This is a genomic window from Haloarcula hispanica ATCC 33960 (assembly GCF_000223905.1).
Taxonomy (GTDB): domain Archaea; phylum Halobacteriota; class Halobacteria; order Halobacteriales; family Haloarculaceae; genus Haloarcula; species Haloarcula hispanica.
The window spans coordinates 291,465-314,889 of the sequence record NC_015948.1; the positions used below are offsets into that span (position 1 = coordinate 291,465).

24 protein-coding genes are annotated in these 23,425 nt (G+C 66.7%); 13 read left to right on the top strand and 11 right to left on the bottom strand.

The window, feature by feature from the left end; genetic code table 11:
* Positions 1–54: 54 nt before the first annotated feature.
* From HAH_RS01465 to HAH_RS01485, 5 genes are all read right to left on the bottom strand, one after another.
* A complete protein-coding gene (locus tag HAH_RS01465; protein ID WP_014039306.1) occupies positions 55–315 on the bottom strand; it encodes an ABC transporter permease subunit in 261 nt (86 codons plus the stop codon).
* Positions 316–399: 84 nt separating this feature from the next.
* On the bottom strand, positions 400–1,377 hold the full coding sequence (locus HAH_RS01470) for an ABC transporter permease subunit (protein ID WP_014039307.1): 978 nt from the start codon (positions 1,375–1,377) through the stop codon (positions 400–402).
* A complete protein-coding gene (locus HAH_RS01475) occupies positions 1,374–2,309 on the bottom strand; it encodes an ABC transporter ATP-binding protein (protein WP_014039308.1) in 936 nt (311 codons plus the stop codon). Before HAH_RS01475 ends, HAH_RS01470 begins: the two co-directional genes overlap by 4 nt.
* Positions 2,310–2,403: 94 nt before the next feature.
* Entirely contained in the window at positions 2,404–2,679 is a 276-nt protein-coding gene (locus HAH_RS01480; RefSeq protein ID WP_008311289.1) for a hypothetical protein, read from the bottom strand.
* Positions 2,680–2,733: 54 nt separating this feature from the next.
* Complete coding sequence (locus HAH_RS01485) at positions 2,734–4,065, bottom strand: NosD domain-containing protein (protein ID WP_014039309.1); 1,332 nt, start codon at positions 4,063–4,065, stop codon at positions 2,734–2,736.
* 235 nt (positions 4,066–4,300) lie between these two features.
* Between HAH_RS01485 and HAH_RS01490 the strand changes: the two genes are divergently transcribed.
* From HAH_RS01490 to HAH_RS01510, 5 genes are read left to right on the top strand one after another with little or no spacing between them, the layout of a single operon-like run.
* Positions 4,301–7,087, top strand: coding sequence for a transglutaminaseTgpA domain-containing protein (locus HAH_RS01490; protein WP_014039310.1), 2,787 nt, complete (start codon positions 4,301–4,303; stop codon positions 7,085–7,087).
* The gene (locus tag HAH_RS01495) at positions 7,087–7,686 is read left to right on the top strand and encodes a DUF7269 family protein (protein ID WP_014039311.1); all 600 of its coding nucleotides are present in this window, start codon (positions 7,087–7,089) and stop codon (positions 7,684–7,686) included. Before HAH_RS01490 ends, HAH_RS01495 begins: the two co-directional genes overlap by 1 nt.
* A gap of 2 nt (positions 7,687–7,688) precedes the next feature.
* Entirely contained in the window at positions 7,689–9,125 is a 1,437-nt protein-coding gene (locus tag HAH_RS01500) for a DUF58 domain-containing protein (protein ID WP_023843092.1), read from the top strand.
* Positions 9,126–9,127: 2 nt separating this feature from the next.
* Positions 9,128–10,741 (top strand): DUF7519 family protein, encoded by a 1,614-nt coding sequence (locus HAH_RS01505; RefSeq protein WP_014039313.1) that lies wholly within the window; start codon positions 9,128–9,130, stop codon positions 10,739–10,741.
* A gap of 44 nt (positions 10,742–10,785) precedes the next feature.
* The gene (locus HAH_RS01510; protein WP_014039314.1) at positions 10,786–11,181 is read left to right on the top strand and encodes an SHOCT domain-containing protein; all 396 of its coding nucleotides are present in this window, start codon (positions 10,786–10,788) and stop codon (positions 11,179–11,181) included.
* A gap of 96 nt (positions 11,182–11,277) precedes the next feature.
* Here the strand turns inward: HAH_RS01510 and HAH_RS01515 are convergent, their stop codons facing one another.
* Complete coding sequence (locus HAH_RS01515; protein ID WP_014039315.1) at positions 11,278–11,610, bottom strand: DMT family transporter; 333 nt, start codon at positions 11,608–11,610, stop codon at positions 11,278–11,280.
* A 194-nt stretch (positions 11,611–11,804) separates the two neighbouring features.
* On the opposite strand from HAH_RS01515, the gene HAH_RS01520 reads away from it, so the two are divergent.
* Positions 11,805–12,590: a TrmB family transcriptional regulator gene (locus HAH_RS01520; protein WP_044951617.1), complete on the top strand. Its 786-nt coding sequence runs from the start codon at positions 11,805–11,807 to the stop codon at positions 12,588–12,590.
* 27 nt (positions 12,591–12,617) lie between these two features.
* On the opposite strand, the gene HAH_RS01525 is transcribed toward HAH_RS01520, so the two are convergent.
* Positions 12,618–13,577, bottom strand: a complete 960-nt coding sequence (locus HAH_RS01525; protein WP_014039317.1) for an AAA family ATPase — start codon at positions 13,575–13,577, stop codon at positions 12,618–12,620.
* A gap of 143 nt (positions 13,578–13,720) precedes the next feature.
* Between HAH_RS01525 and HAH_RS01530 the strand changes: the two genes are divergently transcribed.
* The 3 genes from HAH_RS01530 to HAH_RS01540 all read left to right on the top strand — a co-directional run bounded on the left by HAH_RS01530 (position 13,721) and on the right by HAH_RS01540 (position 16,631).
* Positions 13,721–15,007: an O-acetylhomoserine aminocarboxypropyltransferase/cysteine synthase family protein gene (locus HAH_RS01530; RefSeq protein WP_014039318.1), complete on the top strand. Its 1,287-nt coding sequence runs from the start codon at positions 13,721–13,723 to the stop codon at positions 15,005–15,007.
* Positions 15,004–16,212, top strand: coding sequence for a homoserine O-acetyltransferase MetX (metX, locus tag HAH_RS01535; protein ID WP_014039319.1), 1,209 nt, complete (start codon positions 15,004–15,006; stop codon positions 16,210–16,212). The genes HAH_RS01530 and metX overlap by 4 nt, the downstream gene beginning before the upstream one ends.
* A 116-nt stretch (positions 16,213–16,328) precedes the next feature.
* Positions 16,329–16,631 (top strand): DUF7130 family rubredoxin-like protein, encoded by a 303-nt coding sequence (locus tag HAH_RS01540; protein ID WP_008311270.1) that lies wholly within the window; start codon positions 16,329–16,331, stop codon positions 16,629–16,631.
* A gap of 26 nt (positions 16,632–16,657) precedes the next feature.
* Here HAH_RS01540 and HAH_RS01545 read toward each other — a convergent pair whose 3' ends face one another.
* Positions 16,658–17,215, bottom strand: coding sequence for a hypothetical protein (locus HAH_RS01545; RefSeq protein WP_014039320.1), 558 nt, complete (start codon positions 17,213–17,215; stop codon positions 16,658–16,660).
* Between the two features lie 89 nt (positions 17,216–17,304).
* Between HAH_RS01545 and HAH_RS01550 the strand changes: the two genes are divergently transcribed.
* The 3 genes from HAH_RS01550 to HAH_RS01560 all read left to right on the top strand — a co-directional run bounded on the left by HAH_RS01550 (position 17,305) and on the right by HAH_RS01560 (position 20,291).
* On the top strand, positions 17,305–18,189 hold the full coding sequence (locus tag HAH_RS01550; RefSeq protein ID WP_044951620.1) for a ketopantoate reductase family protein: 885 nt from the start codon (positions 17,305–17,307) through the stop codon (positions 18,187–18,189).
* Between the two features lie 142 nt (positions 18,190–18,331).
* Entirely contained in the window at positions 18,332–19,507 is a 1,176-nt protein-coding gene (gene dgoD / locus HAH_RS01555) for a galactonate dehydratase (RefSeq protein ID WP_044951623.1), read from the top strand.
* A 124-nt stretch (positions 19,508–19,631) separates the two neighbouring features.
* A complete protein-coding gene (locus tag HAH_RS01560) occupies positions 19,632–20,291 on the top strand; it encodes a DUF502 domain-containing protein (RefSeq protein WP_014039323.1) in 660 nt (219 codons plus the stop codon).
* Positions 20,292–20,311: 20 nt separating this feature from the next.
* Here HAH_RS01560 and HAH_RS01565 read toward each other — a convergent pair whose 3' ends face one another.
* Entirely contained in the window at positions 20,312–21,244 is a 933-nt protein-coding gene (locus HAH_RS01565) for a branched-chain amino acid transaminase (protein WP_014039324.1), read from the bottom strand.
* Between the two features lie 214 nt (positions 21,245–21,458).
* Between HAH_RS01565 and HAH_RS01570 the strand changes: the two genes are divergently transcribed.
* On the top strand, positions 21,459–21,689 hold the full coding sequence (locus HAH_RS01570; RefSeq protein WP_008311264.1) for a hypothetical protein: 231 nt from the start codon (positions 21,459–21,461) through the stop codon (positions 21,687–21,689).
* 136 nt (positions 21,690–21,825) lie between these two features.
* Here HAH_RS01570 and ribB read toward each other — a convergent pair whose 3' ends face one another.
* Together ribB and HAH_RS01580 are read right to left on the bottom strand one after the other, a co-directional pair.
* Entirely contained in the window at positions 21,826–22,500 is a 675-nt protein-coding gene (ribB, locus tag HAH_RS01575; RefSeq protein ID WP_014039325.1) for a 3,4-dihydroxy-2-butanone-4-phosphate synthase, read from the bottom strand.
* Positions 22,487–23,185: a DUF120 domain-containing protein gene (locus tag HAH_RS01580; RefSeq protein ID WP_008311261.1), complete on the bottom strand. Its 699-nt coding sequence runs from the start codon at positions 23,183–23,185 to the stop codon at positions 22,487–22,489. The genes ribB and HAH_RS01580 overlap by 14 nt, the downstream gene beginning before the upstream one ends.
* Positions 23,186–23,425: the final 240 nt, after the last annotated feature.

The following is a 23,425-nucleotide window of genomic DNA, read 5'->3' on the forward strand; positions in this document are numbered from 1 at the left end:
GTAGTCAGCACGCACATAAAAACTGTGAACCGGCGTGTGAACAGCGACGGAGCGCTACAGGTCCTTGTTTTCGAAGACGTAGTAGCCGGCGACCAGCGGGACGACCAGCCACAGCAGGAGGTAACCGATGACCACAACCGTCCCGTACTGGGGCGGCAGCGCGGCGTTGGTACACTCAGCTCCGGCCTCTGTCACTTCGAGTGTTCCGCCCAGCATCCCCTCACATGTCACCTGCGGACTCGACGTGAGCAGGAGCCGCGAGCGGATCGGCGAGCCCTGCAATATCTCCTGAACGAGCGTTCGGTAGGCCGCCATAGGACTCAGAAGCGAGACGAACAGTTCGACGTTGAAACGGTCAGTGAGGGCGAATTCGAAGCCCTGCTGGAACAGCGAGGCGTCCTATAGGTCAGCTTCACTGAACACGCGGTAGCCCATGAATAGGGGAAAGAGACACCAGAACAGCAACACGACGACGGCCACCGGGTCCGTGAGATACCACGGGACGGAGTCCTGAAGCACCTGTGCCGCGAGCTGTTCTTTCTGCGTCGGCAGGAACCCACCTAGCCCTCTGAACATCGCTATCCGGGCCTCTCTGGTGGACATGCCGCCCGACAGTGAGTTCAGCAGCGTGTTGTACGAGGCGATCGGACTCACCAGTTTTACGAACAGTTCGACTTTCAGCGCCGTCGCCTGTTCGACGCTCGCGTGTTCCTGTAGTAGCGTGAAGATGCCCCCTGCCGCTCGGTCCCAGATGAGGTACAGATAGATCCAGACGCCGGCGGCGACCATCAGCGACCGCCTCGTCGTCGAGGTCGCCGCAGACGCGCCCAGCGACAGCCCGACGAACGCCAGCGCCAGCAACAGGCTGACGACCGTCAGGGCGGCGAGATTACTGAGATCCAGGTCTGAACCGAGTTCCGGAAGGATGACCAGCGTTTGCAACACGATGACCGCGGCAAGCGGCGTCGCGATGGCGACGAACCGGCCGAACAGCTTCCCGATGATCACATCCCTGCGCGTGTACGGCAGCGACAGCAGTAGCTTCAGGGAGCCGCTCTGGCGTTCGCCGGACAGCGCGGCGTACGCGAGCGCGATAGCGGTCAGGGGAACGAGGACCGAGAGGATCTGTGGCGTCAGGGTTAACAGAATGGCTGACGCGCCCTGTGCGGATTCGCCGAGATCCGTATAGAGGATGACGATCGGCGGGAAGACCATCACGCCGACGTACAGCAGCGACAGCAAGAGCAGCGCCCGCGTCCGGATCGAGTCGGCGAACTCCTTTTTCACGATGGGGTACCAGTCGGCGAACTCGGAGTTCTTGATGCTGGTATCCACGTCCGCGACGAAGCGCCTGACGGGGTTCTGTTCGGTGCTCATGCGTCCACCTCCTGCTGACTCTGTTCTGTCTCGGTGTATGCGGCGAACACTTCGTCGAGTGATGCCTCCTCAGTGTCGAAGTTGGCGACCTCGTGGCCGTTCTTCTCGACGGCGTTGAGGACCGCCATCTTCGCGTCGCCGTCGCAGGTGACTGAGAGCGTATTTCCGTCCGCGGTCACCCCCGACACCGCATCGATTCCCTCGATTGCTGCAATCACGTCGTCAGTGCCATCGCCGTCGGCCAGCGTCACACGGAGGACGGTGTCCCCGGCGGCGGCCTCGCGCAGCCCGGCGACGCTGTCTTTCGCGATGAGGCGGCCGTTCTGGAGGATACCGACCGTGTCACAGACGGCCTCGACCTGGCCGAGGATGTGACTGGAGAAGAAGACAGTCGCGCCGCGCTCGTTCTCCTCGCGGATGATCTCACGCATCAGCCGTGCGCCGTTCGGGTCGAGCCCAGTCGTCGGCTCGTCGAGGATGAGGAGGTCGGGCTTGCCGACGATGGCCATTGCGAGCACAAGCCGCTGTTGCATCCCCTTGGAGTAGCCGCCGGCCTTGCGGTCGATGGCGTCGGCGATGCCGACCCGTTCGGCCAGTTCGTCGGCGTCGGCGTCGGCGTCTTTCGATTCGATGACAAAGGAGAGGTGCTGGCGACCGGTGAGCCGGTCGTACACGTCGTAGCCTTCGGGGAGGACTCCAGTGCGGGCACGGATTCGCTTCGGTTCTTCGTGGATGTCGTGGCCGAGCACCGTCGCCGACCCGTCGGTCGCGCGGACGAAATCTAGGAGGATGTTGATCGTCGTCGACTTCCCGGCCCCGTTCGGGCCGAGGAAGCCGAAGATCTCGCCCTCCTCGACGGTGAGGTCGACCCCTTGCAGCGCGGTGAGACTCCCGAACTGCTTGGTGACGCCATCCAGTTCTATCGCTGCCATACGGCCGGTTTGTGACGGCCGCCTGTATAGTCTTTCGTGTTCCAGTTATCACGCAAGAAAGTCAGAACGCGGCTACACACCGTCTCAGGGTCGGTTATACCTCAGCGTCGGGGTCGTGGCGCTCGGCCATCCGCTGGGCCTCCGTGGCGTAGCGCTCCCGCGTCTCCTCGTCGGTTACGGGTTCGAGCTTGTCGACCTCGACATCCGTCGCTGCCGTAATCCGTTTCCGTCTGAGCAGGTTCGGCGAGAGCTGCTTGGTCAGGTGGCGGTCGCCCTCTGGGGGCGCGTAGATGAGCGTCACCATCCGCTCGTCGCCGAAACTGGAGCGTTCGACCAGCCAGCACTGGACCGTCTCCTCGTCGTCGGTCATTGCTGTGTCGTTTGCGGGCCGGCGGTTTATATCTTACAACGCTCCAGACCGCCGTCACCGGGTCACGTTCAGCCCTTGCTCAATGTCCGCGGTGAACTCCTCGTCGATGTCGACCGCAGTCCCGGCGTTCCGGACCGTATTCGTCGCGACCACGCCCGCGTTGCCCGACCGGAGTCGGATGCCGGCCGCTGAGGCGTTGCTGACCGTGTTGCCCGTGATGGTGAAACTGTACGGTCGCTCTGCACTCCGTGCGTCGGTGTTGTCCGCATCCGCTGGGACCGTTCGCACAAGGATGCCAACCGGACAGTTGTCGACCTGATTACCCGAAATAGTGATGTCGGACGACCGGGCTTTGGGGGTCCCGGCTACCTCGTCCCGGAGGTGGGTCTCCTTGTACTCGATTTCGATGCCCGCCTCGCCGCCAGGGTCGGGTGCGAACTCCGTCAGGTCCTGACAGACGTTCCCGACAATGGTTCCGCGCTGGGCCGGCGAGCAGGCGATGAGGCTGTGGCCGCCGTCGACGGTGACGTTACCGATGACGGCGAAGTTCGCGACGTTGTACGGCGCGATGTTATTGAACTTCACGCCGACGACGCGGTTCCCGGCGATGACCACATCGCTGGACTGCCGGAGGTCGCGGTCGCTGCCGGTCGGTGCGGCCCGGCTGGTGATACCGTACCAGTTCGGATTGACGGCCTCGTTGTGCTCGACCGTCACGCCGGTACACCGCGTGAACGACAGCGCCATCTGGAAACCGTTCACTGTGCGGTTGCGAGCGATGTAGACGCCGTCGCACTGATCGGCCTGAATGGCTTGGTTGTTCAGCTGTGTCCCGTTGGCGTCGAACTCGATGTCGGTGACTGCGACGTTGTCACCGCGCACGCGAACGAGGTCGTGGCCGGCCGGCAGCGGGTTCGACTGGGACTCGGACGGTGCGGGGTCCTCGCCCGTTCCCGTCTGTGACGCAACGAACCGGGTTCCCTGCTGTCCGGTCAGTGTGGTGTTGTCGCCCATCGTCGCCGGCTCGCCAAATCGGAAAGTATCGGCGCTCGCGATAACGGCCCCGCCGCTGTCCGGCACGTTGTCGAAGGCATACTGGAACGCCTCATCGGCAGTACCGCCGGTCGAGAACGCGACGCTGCCGCGGTCGCCATCGAGAACCAGATACTCCGTACCGTTGCCGTTCCCGTTCGACTGGCCGGCTCCGGTCGTGACGACGTACACTGCCCCTGTCCCCGATAGTCCAGCGCCCGTCTGTGCCTGCCCGGTTCCGCTGAACAGTCCGATGCCCGCTACGGCACCGATACTCGACAGAACGGACCGTCGTGACGCGCCCCAGTCCGACTGTCGCGACCCAGTACTAGCTTCATTTGTGTCAGCAGTCATTCAAGTACGGCTGCCCAGCCGTTCGCAATAACCGCTTATAATAGCGGTCTGAACCATACGTACCCGTCAATACCTGAACTGTCCGGGCCGACTGACGCCGACTAGTGAATCTCTGGGGTGTCAATTTGTTGGCGACGTGGTACTCGAGACGACAGAACGCGACACCCGGGCTCACTATCCCCACCGCTGACAGCAGATTTATGCCGACAGCGACGGGACAGTACGACAATCCGACGTGGGCTCCGACGACTCGCCGTTCGACGACGTGTCGGCTGACCGGGACTACCTTCGGGTCCTGCTCACTGCCGTCTGTGTCGTCGCCGTGGTGCTGGCGACGGCGACGCTCCCGATTCTGGCCCCTGGTGGGACACAGAGCCCGATGGAGTCCCTTATTCCCCTCCCACAGGAGAACCCGTTCGGGGAGGCTGGGGGGACCTCGACTGGCGGCAGCGGCGGGCAACTCGGTGCGCTGAACCCGGGAAGCCAGACTGATGTTGGCGGCTCGCTCGATAGTGGCGACAGCGGCGACAGCCCGTACCAGTCACAGGACACGGAGCCACATTTCACCGTCACGAGTTCGGAACCGGCGTACTGGCGGACCGGCGCGTACGAAACCTACACCGGCACGGGGTGGGACGGGCGTGCGGAACCGCAGGCCTACGAGGGGCCGATGGCGGTCGACGGGATGTCCGACACGACAGTCGACTACGAGGTGCGACTGGCCAAGCCCGCCACGTCGCTGCCGACCGTCTGGCGGCCGAAATCCGTCTCGCGCGACGACGTAATGGTTACCGAGTACGGCGCGGTCACCTCCGAGCGACCGCTGCCTGCCGGGACGACCTACAGCGCGACCAGCGTCACGCCGCCCGACGACCCGGAAGTGCTGCGGACGAGTGGCCGCGACTACCCTGCGGACATCGAATCACGCTACACGGGCGTGCCGGCGTCAACCTCGGCGCAGGTGGGCCCGTTCACCGACCGGCTGACCGAAGACAGCGACTCGCCCTATCAGACCGCGGCGACCATCGAGCAGTGGCTAGAGGCGAACAAGAACTACTCGCTGAACGTCAGCCAGCCGCCCGAGGACGACGTGGCCTCGGAGTTCATCTTCCAGATGGACAAGGGGTACTGCGAGTACTTCGCCACGTCGATGGTCGTAATGTTGCGCAGTCAGGACATCCCGGCGCGCTACGTCGTCGGCTACTCGACTGGCGAGCGGACCGGCCAGAACCAGTACACTGTTCGCGGGATGAACGCCCACGCGTGGGTCGAGGTGTACTTCGAGGACGTCGGCTGGGTGAAGTTTGACCCAACGCCGGGACAGGAGCGCCTTGCGTCCGAACAGCAGGCGATGCAAAACAGCAGTCAGGACTACAGCGCCGTGGAGTCCGGAAGCCCCGACGAGGAGTTCGCCGTCGGGACGCCGGCGGGCGAGCCACAGACCGAGACCCCGACCGACGGAGGTGGACAGGAGTCTGGCGGTGACGAAACTGAGGGCACTGAGACCGGTGCAGACGGGACCGGTGACAGCGACGGAACTGGCGACTCGGGCGACGGACAGACGGTCTCGCAGTCCGGTGAGTTCATCGTCGAACTCAATCGGACGGCGACGCCGGGCGCGGCGGTGGCCGCGACGGTAACCCGCGACGGCGCACCGGTCGAAGGCGCGACGGTCTCGTTCAACGGTGAGCCGGTCGGAACGACGGGGCCGGCCGGCACCGTTTCCGGGACGGTCCCCTACGAAGCCGAACTGACGATTACTGTCGATGTAGCCAGCGATGCGGACCCACTCATCGCTCCGTCGGTCCCGCGTGACAGCACTCGTGCTTTCGCTGTGACCGGCCCGCAGACCCAGCAGTCGACGAACGCGAGCTACGAACTGAACACGAACGCGTCGGTGAGCATCACCGGCCAACAGGTCACCGGCGGCGAGGTGACCGTCACCGCGACCGTCGACGGCGTGCCGGTGCGGGACGGCGACGTGCTGCTCGACGGCGAGCAGGTGGCGACGACGGACCGACAGGGGCGGGCAACGGTCACGCTCCCGACCGAGCCGGGCAACGCCTCGATTGCCGTCGAGCGCGACGCTGTCAGCGGGAACACGACCGTCGTGCTCGAACAGCTCTCCGTGGCAACGTCGCCGTCGCTCCCGCTGGCCTTGCCCGTCGCTGGCCAGACGGTGAACGCGACGATGGGCGGAGACCCGGTCACGAACGCGACAGTCGCCGTCGGCGGGGAGCCGACAGCACGGACCGGCGCGGCCGGTCAGGCAACGGTCGGGATGCCGTTTGCGGCCAGCGCCGAAATTTCCGTTTCGAAGTACGGCCAGACGGCCACGACGACGGTCGGTGGCCTGCTCGTCAACGCCGCGGGCGTCGTGCTCGCTCTCGGTGTTCTCGTCGCTGGGACGGTCATCGGTGCTCGTCGGAGAAACGTCACGCCGGGGACGGTATGGGGCTGGGTTCGGGCCGCACGCGAACTCGCCGTCGGGGCGCTCGTCGGCATCGCGGTGATGGCCGATGACTTACTGGGCCGTTTCCGAACACGACTCGAACTCACTGTCACGGCGCTCCGTGACCTGCTCGCCGGCCACCGGTCGCCAGCGGCGCTGCTCGACGCGTTGCGAGCGTGGATTTCTGAACGCTTTGCAGCGGCCGAAGACGCAGCCAGCGATGCGGTGGCGGCTGTCTCTACGACTGAATCAAACGGGGACAACGGAACGCCCGCCGCCCGCGTCACCATCCGCGAGGCGTGGACGCGCTTCCTGACCCACGTTTCCCTCCGGCGGTACTGGACGCGGACACCCGGCGAAATCGCGACCCATGCCATCGAACGGGACGGCCTCCCGCCGGCCGCGGTTCGGACGGTCCGGGACGCGTTCCGGGCGGTCGAGTACGGTCAGCGGGACCCACAGGAGCACGTCGCGGCCGTCGAGGACGCGATTCGGACTATCGAGGCGGCCGCCGGACAGCAGTCCAGTGCGACCGACGACGCTGACGACGCGACGGAGGGGCGGCCCTGATGCGCCTGCGAACGGTCGTCTTCGGGACTGTGGGGCTGCTGGCGACCGCCGTCGCGGCCTCTCTTGTTTTCGCGCCGACGGCCGCCGGCGAGTCGCTGGTCGCCGTGTTCGGCAGTGTTGCCCCGACAACCATCCTCCTCGCTGGGAGTCTGACTGTCGGACTCTGTGCGGTCTTTGCCGGCTGGCTCGGTGGACTTCTCGGCGGTGGCTCGGCGACCGCCTTCGACGTGGCTATCGACACCCCACCGGAGGACGTGACAGCGACGGAGAGTCGGCTGTTCGCCGCCGACATCGACGCGGCCATCGACGACGCGGTTGCGGGCGACGACGAGGCGATGGACACGGTCACCGAGCGACTCGCCGCGGCGGCGACGACGGCCTACGCTGTCGGCAGCAGTGTCTCGCAGGCGTCCGCCCACCAGGCAGTACGCGCAGGGACGTGGACCGACGACGCCGTCGCGGCGGCACTCCTTTCCCCGACAGAGCCGCAGTCGCTGCTGGCCCGACTCCGGCTGTGGCTCGACCCGGAGAGCGAGCGCCGCCGCCGCATCCGCCGGACGGTCGACGCTATCGAGCGGGTGTCGGGGGGTGGGCGCTGACGATGCATCGCCGCGTGCGGCGCTGGAGCGGCGGCCTCGCGGCCGCGCTGTTTCTCGTCAGCGTCTCGCTTTTGACAGCCGAGCCGCTGTTGCTCGCGGCGACCGCAATCCCCCTCATCTACGTCGCCTACGGCGCGTTGTCGCGGATGCCGGCGGGAACCGACTTGCAGGCGGCACGGTCCGTCTCCGACGCCCAGCCGACGCCCGGCGAACCGGTCGAGGTCGAACTCACTGTGACCAATACGGGCAGCAGTTCGCTGACCGACGTGCGGGTCATCGACGGCGTGCCCGAGGAACTGGCTGTCGTCGAGGGGTCGCCGCGGCTCTGTACCTCACTGCGGCCCGACGAGAGCGTGACGCTGTCATACGCGGTGATGGCCAAGCGCGGGACCTACACGTTCGACGCCGCCGCGGTGCGGGTACGGACGCTGTCGGCCAGCGATGAAGTGACCGTCGACTTGCCCGTGGCCGGCGACGGGTCGCTGACGTGCTCGAACACCGTCTCAGAGGTGCCGATGGCCGACGCCACGCTCCCACGGGCGGGAACGCTTCCCACCGATACTGGCGGGAGCGGCCTTGAGTTCCACTCGACCCGAAGCTACCAGTCCGGGGACCCGGTCAACCGAATCGACTGGCGGCGCTACGCAAAGACCGACGAGCTGACGACCATCGACTACCGGGAGGAACAGGCCGTCAGAACGGTGCTGGTCGTCGACGCGCGGCCGCCGGCCCGCGTGACACCGGAGCCTGGCTTCCCGACCGGAGCCGAACTGTCGGCCTACGCCGCCGAGCGCCTGTTCGATGCCCTCTCCCGGACCAGCGTCGTCGCGAGCGTCTGTGCCGTCGGACTGGCCCCCGAGGACGTCCCCGGCGGGCTCGGCCCCGACGGACTGGCGTGGGTCGACGCCTCGGGTGGCCACGCGGCCGCCCACGCGAGACAGATATTCGATAGCGTGGGTCGCGCCGCGGCCCGACAGTCGGACACCGACATATTCGATAGCGTGGGTCGCGCCGCGGCCCGACAGTCGGACACCGACGCGGCCGGTGACGCTGGCGCGTCCGAGGACGAGTCCCCACAGCAGCCTCACAGGGGCGACGCGCAGGTGACGACGGCCGACGGCGGGACCATCGAGGACCCGGGCCTGCTCGCCGTGCTCGCTCGGCTCCCGCCGACCGCGCAGGTAGTCGTGTTTTCGCCGGCCGCCGACGATTGGCCCGTCTCGCTGGTGTCGTCACTCGCGGTCCGTGACTATCCGACGACGCTCGTGAGTCCGTCGCTGGCCCGCGGGGACTCGCTCGGCGCGGCCGTCGCCGGCACCGAACGCATCGCCCGGCTCCAGCGGGCCGAACTGTCCGGCGCGACCGTCATCGACTGGGACCTCGACAGCCCCATCGACGTGGCGCTCCGTGCCTCGCTCGCGGACCTGTTCAGCGTGTAACTATGGATGATACGATCCCGCTCTCGACCCGGATGCCCTGGACCAGCCTCGTGACCGTCGTCGGCGTGACGGCGCTGCTGGTCGCGGGACTGCTGGGAACCGTCTCCGCCGACCGGGCCGCGCTCGTCGGTGTGGCCACCGGCGTCTTGCTGGCGCTGTCGCTGTGGCTGAGCGGCTGGGATCACTGGCAGGCGGTCGGGACGGTTCTGGCCAGCGCCCTCGCGCTGCCGGTCGCCGTCGGGCTCATGGTCGCCACCGGCGGCACGGTCGCCTCGCTCGGTGCCGAACTGTTTCCCGTCACCTCGCAGACTGGCGTCCGCCCGGCGGTCGTTACGCTGCTGTCGCAGGTGGTCGTCGTCCTCGGCTGCCTGACCGCCGTCTTCGGTGCGACCGCGGCCACCCGCGGCGTCGTCGACACTGAGCGGGTTGGGGCCTACGGCGGCCTCGTCGTGCGGACGACCGCCGTTCCGTTCGTCGCCGGCCTCACACTGTTTATCCGGGGTGCCGTCGACTTCCTGCAGTCCAACACCGGGACGCCGGGCGTCCAGCAACTGACCGGCGAACTCCTCACTCGGGTGCTGGGACCGATTTTCGACCCGGTTCCGGGGCGAACGCATATCGCCATTTTCAGTCTGTTGCTCGCCCTCGCCGCGGCGGCGCTGGCTCACGGGCTCGACGCCTTGCCGCTGGCCGAACTCGTCCCGGAAACGAGCGACGCACCCGATATCGACAGGGCCGTCGCCGCCGCCGAGCGAACGCTCCGGTGGACGGGCCGACTCGCCTTGCTGGTCGCTCCGGTTGCCGGCCTGTTCGAACTGGGCCTCGGCCAGGAATCCATGGCCGAACTACTCCCTGTCGGACTGTACGACCTGCTCGTCACAGTCACGGCCGCGCCGGGCCTCCGCGGCCTCCTCTGGTGGCTGTTCCTCAGTGGGACGGTCGTCTCGGTGGCTGTCTGGTTCCTCCGGCGGACGGTCCAGAGTTCGGCCGACCGCGTCGGGACCGTTCTCGCACCGTACGTCGGCGGGGGCGTCATCACGCTCGCCGCGGTGGTGGTCGCGGGGCCGGCAGTCGATGCCATCGAAACGGCGCTCCGGGCGACGCCGGCCGCGGCGGCCGTCGAACAGTTCTTCGTTCCGATACTGGACGTGTACGGCCCCGAGACCGTCACGCTGTCACTGGCCGTCGTGGCGCTGTTTACCGTCGTCGGCGCAATTGGACAGCTGTGGCTGGCGCTGGCGACGAATTATCTGCGTGAGCGGACGGCCGGTGTCACGCTCGCCGCGGCCGGCCTGTTCGGTGCGAGCGCGTTCGCCGCGACGCTTGACACCTCGACGTGGCTGGTGCTTGCGGGGCTGGTCGGTGCGGTCGTCGTCTGGGATGCCGGTTCCTTCGGGACGACGCTGGGACACGAGGTCGGCACCGGGGCCGCGACGCGCCGCACCGAACTCGTCCACACCGGCGGAACCGTCGCGGTCGGCGGCGTCGGCGCGGCGGCGACGCTGGGTCTGGCCGGCGTCGCCCGGGGTTCCGTCGCTGTCGAGCCGTCGGTCGCCGTGGCTGGTCTCGTGGTCTGTCTCGTCGCCGTGCTGGCACTCGTGGGTGCGATACGGTAGGGCGCACCGAACAATCCATTGTGGTGTGGTGACAAGCAAGCAGTATGACCGACCGGTCCCCGCTGGAGCGAGCCAGAGACAACGTGACGGAACTCGCCTCTCTGGCGGTCACCGGGTTCTGGCTCGTTGCTCTCCTCACCGGGCAGGAGTGGTGGCTCGTGGCGCTGCTCGTCGGCTACGTCGTGGTCGTTCCGCTGACCGAACTGCTGTACGGCGATGCGGACGAGGAGGTGGAAGATATCGAGGAAGCGGACCCAGCACCGTCGAGCGATACTGGCGACGAAACACCGCTGGAGCGTCTGCGCTGCCGGTACGCCGAGGGGAAGCTGACCGACGAGCAGTTCGAGCGGAAACTGGAGCGGCTGCTGGAGACGGAGACGCTGGAGGACGTCGAGGACGCGACTCGGGACGAGCGGGAACGGGAGTTCGAGCGGAGCTGAGTGTGAGTAGCGTCGCCGGTCGGTGTCGTTCTCACGCTGAGCGGGTGCCGGGCATCGACTTCCTCGGCGAAAGCGATGGGTTCCGCCGCCTATGAGTCAGTGGGCGGCCATCGAGGACAGGACGTTGAGGCAGTACACGCCGGCGACGATGAGCGTGATTCCGACGACGCCGACGGGGTCGACCGGTTCGTCGAACACGACGGTTCCGATGGCCGCGACACCGACGATACCCAGGGCGGCCCACGTCCCGTAGACGACGCCGATGGGGAGCTCCTCCAGGGTCAGCGAGACGAGGTAGAACGCCACACCGTAGCCAAGGACGACGCCGAGGCTGGGAACGGGCTTCGAGAACCCCTCCGAGAGCTTGAGCGCGGTCGTTCCGAGCAGTTCCGAGGCGATTGCGGCCCCGAGTAACACGTACGGATTCATAGTGAGAACGCCGGCCGGCGGTGGGATGAACGTACTGAAACGCCCCGCCACTTTCGGTGTGTTTCGGCCGCTCGGCGGCCCTGGCGGCGCTTCCGGTGGCAGGGAACCCACGTCGGGGGCGCTCCTCGCGCCGGCCGCACCCGCGTCGAGTCCGGTCCTGTGGACCTTTGTACCGGCCGCTCGACCACCCGACGATGACCGAACTGGCCGAACTCGGGCTCTCGAACTACGAGGAGACGGCGTATCGGACGCTGCTGGTGACCGGTGCGGTGTCCGCGAGCGACCTCTCCGACGCGAGCGGCGTCCCCCGGGGGCGGATCTACGACGTGCTCAACGGCCTCGAAGCCCGCGGGATAGTCCGGACCCAGTCGACTGACCCGACGCGGTACACCCCCGTCGACCCGGAGACGGTCGTCGACAGGCTGCTCTCGGAGCGGACCCGCGAACTGGCATCGGAGTTCGATCGGTACCGGTCCGTCGCCGCGTCCGTCAGGGCGGACCTCCTGCCCGCGCCGCCCGTCGACAGCAGTTTCTGGCTCGGATCGCTCGGAAGCGAGGAGATGCGGGCGGCGATGAGCCGGCACGTCAGGACCGCCCGAGAGCACGTCCGGGCGACCGTCGGTCCGCCGTACGAGCGCGCGTCGTGGGAGACGCTCCAGACCGAGGTCGACGCGTTCCTCGACGGTGTGGGCGAGGACGTGCGGGTCGACCTGCTCTGTAGCGAGGCGGTACTCGACGTGCTTCCCGAGTCGCTCCCCGACCTGCTCGCCGACCGCAACGCGGCGGTCCGGGCGGTGCCGACGGTCGGGGTCTCCTTCGACGTGATCGACGCCGCGGCGGTGACGGTCGACGTTCCGGACCCGCTCTCGCCCGCCGACAGGCTCGGCGTGGTCGGGATCACCGATTCGGAGGTCGCGGCGGCGTTCGAGGCCCGCTTCGAGCGACTGTGGGTCGAGGCGGAGCCGTTGCTGGGGCGGTAATCCGGAACCGACTGACGGCCCCCCGTCTCAGCGGCCAGGGTTGACTGCAGGCACCTCGACGCGGTCCAGCACATCATCGACGACCGTTGCCGGGTCGACGCCGCGGACGCCCGCGTCGGCGGTCAGGACGAGTCGGTGGGCGAACGCCTCCCCGACGACGCTTTTCACGTCGTCCGGGACGGCGTAGTCGCGGCCGTCGAGGACCGCGGCGGCGCGAGTCGCCTCGAACAGTCGCTGAATACCACGCGGGGAGACGCCGACGTCCACGCGGTCGTCCTCGCGGGTGGCCCGGCCGAGTTCGACGACGTAGTCCCGGAGCGTGCCGTCGACGGTGACTGATTCGACAGTCCGCTGGAGCGCCGGCAGGCGCTCGCCGTCGATGACGCTGGTGACGCTCGGGGCCTGTGCCGTCCGGTCGGCCCGCCGGTCGATGAGTTCCCGCTCGCCGCCGAAGTCGGGATAGCCCATCGACGTCTTGACGATGAAGCGGTCCCGCTGGGCCTCGGGCAGGCCGAAGGTCCCCTCCTGTTCGACGGGGTTCTGCGTGGCGATGACGAAGAACGGCTCGGGCAGGTCGTGGGTCACGCCGTCGACGGTCACCTGCTTCTCGCCCATTGCTTCGAGCAGTGCGGCCTGCGTCTTGGGCGGTGCGCGGTTGATTTCATCGGCCAGCACGACGTTGGCGAAGACGGGGCCAGGCTGGAAGTCGAACTCGCCGGTGGCCTCGTTGAACACGTTCGAGCCGGTGATGTCGGACGGCAGCAGGTCCGGCGTGAACTGCACCCGCTTGAAGGAGAGATCGAGCGCCGTCGCGAACGACTGGGCGGTGAGCGTCTTCCCCGTGCCCGGCACGTCTTCCAGCAGGACGTGGCCCCGGGCGAGAACCCCGGTCATGACGGTTTCGAGGAAGTGGTCGTCAGCGATAACGGCACTGCCGACGGCGTCGAGAATCTGTCGGCTGGTTCGTCCGGCAGTGTCGTGGTCCATACCGGCGTGTAGACAGCCACCGACAAATACCCTCTCCCTCGGGTCCACCGGTCGGCGTACCGATACCATGTCATCCTATCACAATAAGAGAGTATTGCCGTAACTCTGAGTTATAGATAGCTAGGGATATATGCATACTGCACATGACCAACGACTACGGATTCGGGACGCGCTGTGTCCACGCCGGCCAGGAGGAGCCGGACCCGGCGACGGGGGCTCGCGCGCCGCCCATCTATCAGACCTCGTCGTACGTCTTCGAGGACGCCGACACCGCGGCCGACCGGTACGCCCTGGAGGACGACGGCAACGTTTACTCGCGGTTCGACAACCCTACTGTCCGGATGCTCGAAAACCGCATCGCCTCCCTCGAAAACGCCGTCGACGCTGTCGCGACGGGGTCGGGGATGGCCGCGCTCGACGCCGGGACGTTCGTCCTCGCGGCCAACGGCGACAACATCGTGACGGCCTCCTCTATCTATGGCGGCACGCATTCGTACTTCTCGAAGGCCGCCAGCCGGCGGGGCATCGAGACGCGGTTCGTCGACACGCTCGACCCGGACGCCTACGCCGCGGCCATCGACGAGGACACGGCCTACGTCCACTTCGAGACCATCGGGAACCCCTCGCTCGTGGTCCCGCCGATGGAAGACATCGCCGAGGTGGCTCACGACCACGGCGTCCCCGTCTTCGTCGACAACACGTTCGGGACGCCGGCGCTCTGTAACCCGCTTGACCACGGCGTGGACCTCCTCTGGGAGTCGACGACGAAGTGGATCCACGGCTCCGGAACGACCGTCGGCGGCGTCCTCGTCGACGGCGGCTCGTTCCCCTGGGACGAGTACCCCGAGAAGTTCCCGGAACTGGGCGGCGAGAACGAGGCCTTCGGCAAGAACTTCACCGAGGCATTCGGCGACCGCGCCTTCTCCGTCGCCGCCCGCCAGCGCGCCCTCCGTTCGCTGGGCGACGGCCAGAAACCGTTCGACGCCTGGGCAACGCTTCAGGGGGTCGAGACGCTCTCCCTGCGGATGGAGCGCCACTGCGAGAACGCGATGACCGTCGCACAGCACCTCGACGACCACCCCGATGTCGCCTGGGTCACCTATCCCGGACTGGAGAGTCACGAGACCCACGACCTGGCACAGCAGTACCTCTCCGGCGGGTTCGGCGGTATCGTCACCTTCGGACTGGAGGGCGGCTACGATGCCGGCCGACGGTTCTGCGAGGAGACTGAACTCGCGCAGTTCCTCGCCAACATCGGCGACGCGAAGACGCTGGTCATTCACCCGGCCTCGACCACCCACGCCCAGCTCAGTGAGGAAGAGCAACGCGCCAGCGGCGTGACGCCGGACCTCCTCCGGTTCAGCGTCGGCATCGAAGAGCCCGAAGACATCATCGCGGACATCGACGACACAATCGAGCGAATCACATGAACGTCGAACACAACACAGTCTCGCTGGGCGAGTTCGAGTTCGACTGCGGCGAGACGATTCCGGATCTCGAAATCACCTACGAGGCCTACGGGGAGTTCGACGGCGACAACGCGGTGCTGGTCTGTCACGCCCTGACCGGCAGCGCCCACGTCGCCGGCCGCGACCGGGTCGACAGCGCCGACCAGGCCCGCGCCTGGTGGGACGACATCGTCGGCCCGGGCAAGGCCATCGATACCACGGAGTACTACGTCGTCTGTGCGAACGTGCCCGGCTCGTGCTACGGGTCGACGGGGCCAAAAAGCGAGAACCCGGAGACGGGCGAGCCCTACGGCACCGACTTCCCGCCGGTCACTGTCACGGACTGGACTGAGGCCCAGCGCGCGCTGCTCGACGAACTCGGGATTCCCCACCTCCACGCGGTCGTCGGCGGCAGCGTCGGCGGCATGAACGTCATCGAGTGGGCCAAGCGCCACCCGGACCACGTCGACCGCATCGTTCCCATCGCCGCGGCCGCGCGACTGGACACACAGTGCCTCTCGCTCGACGCCATCGCCCGACGGGCCATCACGACCGACCCGAACTGGAACCAGGGCCACTACTACGGCGAGGACCAGGACCCGCCCAGCGACGGGCTGGCGCTGGCCCGCCAACTGGGCCATGTGATGTACCTCTCGAAGGCGTCGATGGAGCGCCGCTTCGGCCGCCGCGCCGCCGGCCGGGACGCCGTCCGCACGTTCCCCACCGACGCCGCGGGCGCGTTCTTCCCGTACCGCGACGTGGAGTCGTACCTCGATTACAACGCCGAGAAGTTCACCGAGCGCTTCGACGCCAATAGCTACCTCTACCTGACGCGGGCGATGGACAACTACGACCTCGCCGCCGGGTTCGAGTCCGACGCGGACGCGCTGGCGGCGTTCGACGGCGACGCGCTGGTGATGTCCTTTACCGCCGACTGGCACTTCACCACCCAGCAGGCGGAGGCGCTGGCCGACTCGCTCCGGGCGGCCGACGCGAACGTCGCCCACCACGTCATCGACTCCGACCACGGCCACGACGCGTTCCTCGTCGAACCAGACAACGTTGGGCCGCCGCTCGCGGACTTCCTCGACGCGGGCGTCGACGGTAACGCCGTCACCGACTCCGTTGTCGAGGATAGTCAGGAGAGCAATTTCGCACCCGTCCACAACAGCCTGTTCTCGCAGTAGCGACGCGAGTGCCGTTCGCCGACAGGCGGGTTCGCTGGCCCCGATTCGGCTCGTCAATCATGCATATTCTGTCTTACGGTAGCATTTAACACATTTCGGAACGACTAGCTCTATGTATGGCTGACATGACCACGAACATCGAAAGCGAGGAGTATTCGTTCGGCCAGACGGTGTACGACGAGGACGGGGACGCACTCGGGACCATCCGCGGGTTCGACGAACACGGCTTCTACGTCACGGTCGAGGACGGCATCGAGTCGCTGTCGAGCGAGCATCTCAGCGCCGGGGCCGCGGGCGAGGCCGAACTGATGTGGCGCTGCTGGGAATGCGGCGAGATGGGCCAGATAGAGGACATCCCCGACGAATGCCCGTCCTGTAACGCGCCCAAGGAAGACATCTACTACTGGCAGGAGGACTGAGGCGACGCCCGCGTGACAGGCCGGGCTTACGCCCGCTCGAATCGCTCGGCGACGGCCGGTCCGACTGACTCCCGCACGGTCTCGACGGCCGACGGCGGGAGCGAGAACCGAAGTGTCGTCCAGTCGAGTTCGAGAACCGCGTGCCCGTCCGCATCACCGATGACTACGTACACCAGCGTCCCCCCGTAGACGCGCGCCAGCGCGTCGAACGTTTCTGCCGTCATCGGCACCGTTCCGGTCGTGTGGGTGTCGGTAGCCGACACGTCGGTGTGGCCCGCGAGCGTCTCGACAGCGAACCGTTCGTGTTGGGGGGTGTCTCGCCGGCCGACACCGAGGTGGACAAACGCCTTTTCCGAGGACCGCGGTGACGCGTCCAGCACCGCCGCGAGCACGTCCAGCCCGACCGCTTCGTCCGGGTCGGACAGTTCGAACCGACGCCTGGTTTCGTCTTCCGGCCAGGTCGGTCCCGGTTCGACGCCGCCGCCGATGCCCTCCCACGCCGTGACGATTGTCTCGGTCAGCCGGTCGATACCGATCTCGTCGATGGCCCGAACTACCGCCTCGGCGTCGTCGGAGTCGCCCATGGCCGCTCGTTCGTTGCTCCCGGTCAAGTGCGTGCTGATTCCGGCACGCCGGTGGTAGGTTTTTGTTCGGGCCGTCCCTGCTCGTCGGTATGGATATCGTCGTCGTCGGGGCCGGAAGCCTCGGCAGCCTCGTCGGTGGCTTGCTCGCCCGCGAACACGACGTGACGCTCGTGGGCCGCGAGCCACACGCCGGCAGCGTTAGCGAGAACGGTCTGTCGGTGGTGGGAACCGAGGAGTTCCGGGTCCGTCCGGGCGCACAGACGACGATTCCACAGCGTGCCGACCTCGCGCTGGTGACGGTCAAGGCCTACGACACCGCCGCCGTTGCAGCGGACCTCGCGGACTGCACGCTCGACGCTTGCCTCTCGCTCCAGAATGGGATGGGCAACGAGGAGCGGTTAGCCGCCGAACTCGACTGTCCGGTGCTGGCTGGGACGTGTTCCTACGGCGCGCGGCTCAGGGAACCGGGCACCGTGGCGTTCACCGGCCGCGGCGACATCGTACTCGGGGACCGCAACGGCGGCCGGTCCGCAACCGCCGACGACGTCGGGGCGGCGTTCCGTGCGGCCGGTATCGAGACAACCGTCGCAGCGGATATGCCGACCCGCCTCTGGGAGAAACTCGCGGTCAACGCCGGTATCAACGCTGTGACCGCGCTCGCCCGCGTGGCGAACGGCGCGCTGGCCGACTCGCCGGCCGACAACATCGCGGCGGACGCTGTACGGGAAACGGCCGCTGTCGCCCGGGAGCAGGGCATCGACCTCCCCGACGAGCGTGCGGTGTCGCTCGTCGAGCGTGTGGTCGACGACACCGCCGCCAACCATTCGTCGATGTATCAGGATATCTCGGCCGGTCAGCAAACCGAAATAGATGCCATCAACGGCTATGTCGCCGAGACTGCGACCGAGCGGGTCCCGGTCAACGAGACGCTTGCCGGGCTCGTCCGTACGTGGGAGCGACACCGCGAGCGGTAGGTTCTGGAATCACACAACGACTATATACACGTCTCCTATGTGTGTCTCACATGACTCCACAGACCGACGGAGCGCGGCTCGACGCGCCGCGTAGTGCTCCCAGCGGGACTGCTTCGTGTACTACAGCGAGGGGACCACTGGCATGACAGCCGACGACGCGGCCGGGAACCGCATCGTCGACTACGAACTGTTCGAGGTGCCGCCCCGGTGGCTCTTCCTTCGACTGGAGACGGCCGACGGTACTGTTGGCTGGGGCGAACCCGTCGTCGAGGGACGGGCCCACACCGTGCGTGCGGCTGTCGAGGAACTGCTCGACAGCTATCTCGTCGGCGAAAACCCCGAGAACATTCAGGATCACTGGCAGGCAATGTACCGCGGCGGCTTCTACCGCGGCGGCCCGGTCCTGATGTCTGCCATCGCCGGCATCGACCAAGCGCTGTGGGACATCAAGGGCAAGCAACTCGGCGCGCCGGTCCACCAGCTACTGGGCGGGCAGGCCCGGGACCGGATTCGGGTGTACCAGTGGATCGGCGGTGACGAGCCCTCCGACGTGGCGAACGCCGCTCGGGAACAGGTCGACGCCGGGTTCACAGCGCTGAAGATGAACGCGACGCCCGAGATCGAGCGCGTCGACAACCCGGCCACTGTCGAGGCCGCCGCGACCCGCCTCCGGGAGGTCAGGGAGGCCGTCGGCCCGGAGGTCGACATCGGCGTCGACTTCCACGGCCGCGTCACGAAGCCAATGGTCAAGCGCCTGGCGTCCGCGATGGAGCCCTACGAACCGATGTTCATCGAGGAACCGGTGTTGCCCGAACACAACGACGCGCTGCCGGCGCTTGCGGCCCACACCGACATCCCGATTGCGACCGGCGAGCGGATGTATTCGCGCTGGGACTACAAGGAGGTGTTCGAGGACGGGGCCGTCGACGTGATCCAGCCGGACCTCTCCCACGCCGGCGGCATCACCGAGGTGTACAAGATCGCGTCGATGGCCGAGGCCTACGACGTGGCGATGGCCCCGCACTGCCCGCTCGGCCCGGTCGCGCTGGCGTCCTGTGTTCAGGTCGACGCCTGCTCGCCCAACGCTCTCATCCAGGAGCAGAGCATCGACATCCACTACAACGAAACCACCGACGTGCTGGACTACCTTGCCGACCCGTCGGTGTTCGACTACGAGGACGGGTTCGTCACTGTCCCCACCGACCCCGGACTGGCTATCGACATCGACGAGGCGTTCCTCCGGGAGCAGTCCCAGCAGGACGTCGACTGGCACAACCCCGTCTGGCGACACGACGACGGCAGCGTCGCCGAGTGGTAGCTCGGCGGCTCCTCATCGGTAACTGGCTATCCTCTCGCACTCTCTCACCGGACAACTGTGAGACCGGCAGCACGGACACGCACCAAAGGAAAGGGCTCATATTCCGCGCCCGATACGTACCTGTATGGCCTCCTCAACGTCGTGGAAGCGCGATTTCGCGAGCGGCCTTATTATCCTGTTGCCGCTGCTGGTGACGGTTTACGTTATCATCTATCTCTACTCTATCCTCGCGTCCGCGGCGGTCATCCCGGCGATTGACGGCGAACTGCTAGCGGCGCTCGGACTCCCCTCGGGAACGTCGTCTGTCGAACTCGCACGGGTGTTCACGACGCTGATTATCTTCATCCTCATCGTGTTCTCTATCGGCTATCTGATGCGGACGGCCTTCGGCGACATCGTCGAACGGGCCATCGACGACGCGATGAACCACGTCCCCGGGCTCCGGGTGGTGTACAACGCCTCGAAGATGGCGGTCGAGACGGCTGTCGGGGGAACCGAAGAACTCCAGGCGCCGGTGAAACTCGAAGTGTGGGACGGGATGCGGATGACCGCGTTCAAAACGGGCCAGACGACCGAGGACGGCCGCGAGGTGCTCTTCTTGCCGACAGCGCCGAACATCACGACCGGCTACGTCGTCGAGGTCGAACCGCACCGCTACGAGGAAATCGACGAGCGCGTCGAAGAGGCGCTGACACGGATTCTCAGCGCCGGGTTCGGCGATACGGACCGTAGTACCGCCACGCCGATTCCGGTCGCCGACGAGGAAGACCTCGCGGACGATTAGCCGCGCGGTTCAGTACCCGCTCAGACGTAGTGGAACCACTCTTCGCGGTCGCCGCTCTCGATGACGTCGAAGAAGGCTGACTGGAGTTCGTCGGTGACCGGTCCCTTGGTCCCTTCGCCGATCTCGTTGTCGTCGACGCTTCGGATGGGCGTGACCTCCGCCGCCGTGCCGGTAAAGAACAGCTCGTCAGCGGTGTATAGCTCACCGCGGGAGATGGTCGCTTCCTCGTGGACGGTGTAGCCCATCTCCTCGGCGAGCGTGATTGCGGTGTTGCGGGTGATGCCTTCGAGGATGCTCTCGGCCAGTCCGGGCGTGTAGATTTCTCCGTCCCGGACCATGAAGATGTTCTCGCCCGGCCCTTCGGCGACGTTGCCTTCCTTGTTCAGGACGATAGCTTCGGTGTAGCCGTTCCGGCGGGCCTCCTCGCCGGCGAGCATGCTGTTGACGTACAGCCCCGTCGTCTTGATGTTGGTCGGAATCTGGCTGGAGGCGTGCTTGCGCCAGGACGACACCATCACGTCGACGCCCTCTTCCAGCGCTTCCTCGCCCAGATACGCGCCCCACGGCCACGCGGCGATGGTGGTCTTCGTCGGGCAGTCCTTCGGGCTCACGCCGAGCGAATCGAAGCCGTAGTAAACGATGGGGCGGATGTAACACGACTCGAACCCTTCCGTTTCGATGAGTTCCGTCGTCGCCTCGGTGAGTTCGTCCTTGCTGAACTCGATGTCGAGGTCGTAGGGCTTCGCGGACTTGTACAGGCGGTCGAGGTGTTCTTCCCAGCGGAAGACGGCCGGCCCCTGCTCGGTGTCGTAACAGCGAACGCCCTCGAAAACGCCGGTCCCGTAGTGCAGCGCGTGCGTGAGGACGTGGGTCTGAGCGTCCTCGAAGTCGACGAACTCGCCGTCCATCCAGATGCGGTCGGTTCCCTCGAACATCTCTGGACGGTCGCTCATCGCACGACCCCTCCGGTGAGTTGACAGTCGTGATGCCCGCGGGTGATGCCTCCTGCTGTCTCGTCGTGTGTCATATCTACCCCATTGATTCCCTTGGTTAAGAGTGTTGACGATACCCCCGCGGGTCAGGGTCGCGTTGTCTCGTACGGCCAGTACGGAGCACTGCCCCGGCGAGCACAAACGCTTTAGTGGAATCTGGCCGTCCGCACCGCACATGTCCTCCCTGAAGCGGTCGCTCCACCGCAGCGTCGCTGTCCTGTTGCTTCCGCTGGGCCTGCTCCTGATTCAGGCCGAGGTCATCACGCGAAATCTCTCCGGCGTCGTCGAATCACCGGTGCCCGGGCTCTCTCGGGCCGTGGGTATCGCTTTGTTCACTGGAGCGACGCTGTACCTCGTCGCCAGCGGTCTCAGACAACTTGCAGCGGCGGCGGATACTCCATTCTGACTCGCAAACCGGTCCAGTCCCGTGATTGCTGGAAATAAACACTGGCTGTCTGCTTCCCACACTGTCGGACGTTGCTCTCTCAATAATTCTGCGGCACGGAGTGGTGACTACTCTGTCTCAGCTACAGCCACCAGTATCAGTCGAATCGCTCTAGCAGGCTGGCACCTTCGACGTACACAAGCCCTTCGCGGTCGGCGTAGGCCCGCGCTGCTGCCGGGGGCAGCGCTGCGCCCGTCTCATCGTCCAGCATCTCACAGACGACAGCGGCTTCTGGCTGGTCGGCTGCGGCCGCGAGCGCGAGCGCGAGTTCGGTGTGGCCCTCGCGGTCGGCCAGGCCGTCCGGGGCTGCCCGGAGGAGGTGGACGTGGCCCGGTGACCGGAAGGCATCGCTGAACGCGTCCGGGGCCGGGTCCGCCGCGACGGCGGCCAGTTCCCGAATCGTCAGCGAGCGGTCGTCGTCGGTGATCCCGGTGAACGTGTCGCGGTGGTTCACCGTCAGCGAGAACGAGGAGCGCTCGTCGTAGGCGAGGTCGTGGTCGGCCGCCGTCGGATGGTCGAGGACCTCCTGCATGAACGGCAGTTCCAGCGCCTCGGCGACGCGGTCCGAGAGCGCGACGCAGACGAGGCCCCCGGCGTCGTTGCGCATCCGGGCGACGGCGTCGGGGCTGACGGCCCCGGCCGGGTAGACGAGGTCGGTTTCGCCTTCGCGGTCGGCGGCGTCGTGGATCAGCACCGGCTCGCCGCGGGCGAAGGCGGCGACGGCGTCGGCCACGCTGTCGGCGTCGACGGCGGTTTCCTCACTCCGAGACATGCACGATCACCTCGTCACCGTCGGCCAGTTCCAGCACCTCGCGGAGCTTCTCGGGCGCGATTACTTCGAGTTGCTCCTCGCCGTGGTGGGTTCGCTCGGGCGCGATGACGTGGGCCGGCTCGTACTCGCCGTCGCTGCCCTCTATCGAAGCGGGGTAGCAGTACGCGGGGCCGTACGTCCGCTCGTCGTCTTCCCACCCCTCGATGGTGACCGGTTCGATGGCGCTCATCCGCGCTCGCTTGCGGACGCTCTCGGCCGTGAGTTCGAGGTTGAGCGTGCCCGCGAACGGCTCGTACCCCAGTCGCTCGATGAACTGCTCCATGTAGCCCGGCAGCGTGATGTAGTGTCGTCCCTCTCCCATCCCCGAGGTGACGACGCCGGTCAGGTCGACGCTGGCGTCGGACTCGAAGATCCGCCGGTAGTCGGCGTACTCCGACTGGAGGCGGCGTTCACCGTCCCCGGTCAGTTCGACCTCTTGCCCGTCGCTGACGATGTCCCGGGCCAGTAGCCCGGCGTCTTCGAGCCGCTGGAGCCGCCGCGAGGCGGTCTGGTTCGAGGCGTCCAGCCGTTCCGCGAGATCGGCACAGGATACCTTTGCCGACTCGTCGAGCGCACCGTCGAGGGCGAGCAGTTTCAGCGTCGCCAGTTCGTCCCGACCGACGCCCTGTCCCGTTGATTCAGCCATGCATTGCAGTAGGGATTCCCGCCGGATAAGCATACCGAAGGTGGAATGCATTCCACTTTTGGAATGGAGAAAAACTGGTACGGGGTTGGTAGCAGAAGCGCGTCTTACCGTTTCTACTGGATACAATTCAAGCCGCTGCCTAACACGTTCGGCCCTATCACACTGCTGTGATAGATGATAAGACGCGGCTGGGAGACACTGGTCGAAAATGCATCATGAGACCGCGAAACCGGGTATCGG

Excerpts from the sequence above, each read along its gene's own strand:
- HAH_RS01465 (WP_014039306.1), bottom strand. The coding sequence starts at position 315 with ATGGCGGCCTACCGAACGCTCGTTCAGGAGATATTGCAGGGCTCGCCG.
- HAH_RS01470 (WP_014039307.1), bottom strand. The coding sequence starts at position 1,377 with ATGAGCACCGAACAGAACCCCGTCAGGCGCTTCGTCGCGGACGTGGAT.
- HAH_RS01475 (WP_014039308.1), bottom strand. The coding sequence starts at position 2,309 with ATGGCAGCGATAGAACTGGATGGCGTCACCAAGCAGTTCGGGAGTCTC.
- HAH_RS01480 (WP_008311289.1), bottom strand. The coding sequence starts at position 2,679 with ATGACCGACGACGAGGAGACGGTCCAGTGCTGGCTGGTCGAACGCTCC.
- HAH_RS01485 (WP_014039309.1), bottom strand. The coding sequence starts at position 4,065 with ATGACTGCTGACACAAATGAAGCTAGTACTGGGTCGCGACAGTCGGAC.
- HAH_RS01495 (WP_014039311.1), top strand. The coding sequence starts at position 7,087 with ATGCGCCTGCGAACGGTCGTCTTCGGGACTGTGGGGCTGCTGGCGACC.
- HAH_RS01500 (WP_023843092.1), top strand. The coding sequence starts at position 7,689 with ATGCATCGCCGCGTGCGGCGCTGGAGCGGCGGCCTCGCGGCCGCGCTG.
- HAH_RS01505 (WP_014039313.1), top strand. The coding sequence starts at position 9,128 with ATGGATGATACGATCCCGCTCTCGACCCGGATGCCCTGGACCAGCCTC.
- HAH_RS01510 (WP_014039314.1), top strand. The coding sequence starts at position 10,786 with ATGACCGACCGGTCCCCGCTGGAGCGAGCCAGAGACAACGTGACGGAA.
- HAH_RS01515 (WP_014039315.1), bottom strand. The coding sequence starts at position 11,610 with ATGAATCCGTACGTGTTACTCGGGGCCGCAATCGCCTCGGAACTGCTC.
- HAH_RS01520 (WP_044951617.1), top strand. The coding sequence starts at position 11,805 with ATGACCGAACTGGCCGAACTCGGGCTCTCGAACTACGAGGAGACGGCG.
- HAH_RS01525 (WP_014039317.1), bottom strand. The coding sequence starts at position 13,577 with ATGGACCACGACACTGCCGGACGAACCAGCCGACAGATTCTCGACGCC.
- HAH_RS01530 (WP_014039318.1), top strand. The coding sequence starts at position 13,721 with ATGACCAACGACTACGGATTCGGGACGCGCTGTGTCCACGCCGGCCAG.
- metX (WP_014039319.1), top strand. The coding sequence starts at position 15,004 with ATGAACGTCGAACACAACACAGTCTCGCTGGGCGAGTTCGAGTTCGAC.
- HAH_RS01540 (WP_008311270.1), top strand. The coding sequence starts at position 16,329 with ATGGCTGACATGACCACGAACATCGAAAGCGAGGAGTATTCGTTCGGC.
- HAH_RS01545 (WP_014039320.1), bottom strand. The coding sequence starts at position 17,215 with ATGGGCGACTCCGACGACGCCGAGGCGGTAGTTCGGGCCATCGACGAG.
- HAH_RS01550 (WP_044951620.1), top strand. The coding sequence starts at position 17,305 with ATGGATATCGTCGTCGTCGGGGCCGGAAGCCTCGGCAGCCTCGTCGGT.
- dgoD (WP_044951623.1), top strand. The coding sequence starts at position 18,332 with ATGACAGCCGACGACGCGGCCGGGAACCGCATCGTCGACTACGAACTG.
- HAH_RS01560 (WP_014039323.1), top strand. The coding sequence starts at position 19,632 with ATGGCCTCCTCAACGTCGTGGAAGCGCGATTTCGCGAGCGGCCTTATT.
- HAH_RS01565 (WP_014039324.1), bottom strand. The coding sequence starts at position 21,244 with ATGAGCGACCGTCCAGAGATGTTCGAGGGAACCGACCGCATCTGGATG.
- HAH_RS01570 (WP_008311264.1), top strand. The coding sequence starts at position 21,459 with ATGTCCTCCCTGAAGCGGTCGCTCCACCGCAGCGTCGCTGTCCTGTTG.
- ribB (WP_014039325.1), bottom strand. The coding sequence starts at position 22,500 with ATGTCTCGGAGTGAGGAAACCGCCGTCGACGCCGACAGCGTGGCCGAC.
- HAH_RS01580 (WP_008311261.1), bottom strand. The coding sequence starts at position 23,185 with ATGGCTGAATCAACGGGACAGGGCGTCGGTCGGGACGAACTGGCGACG.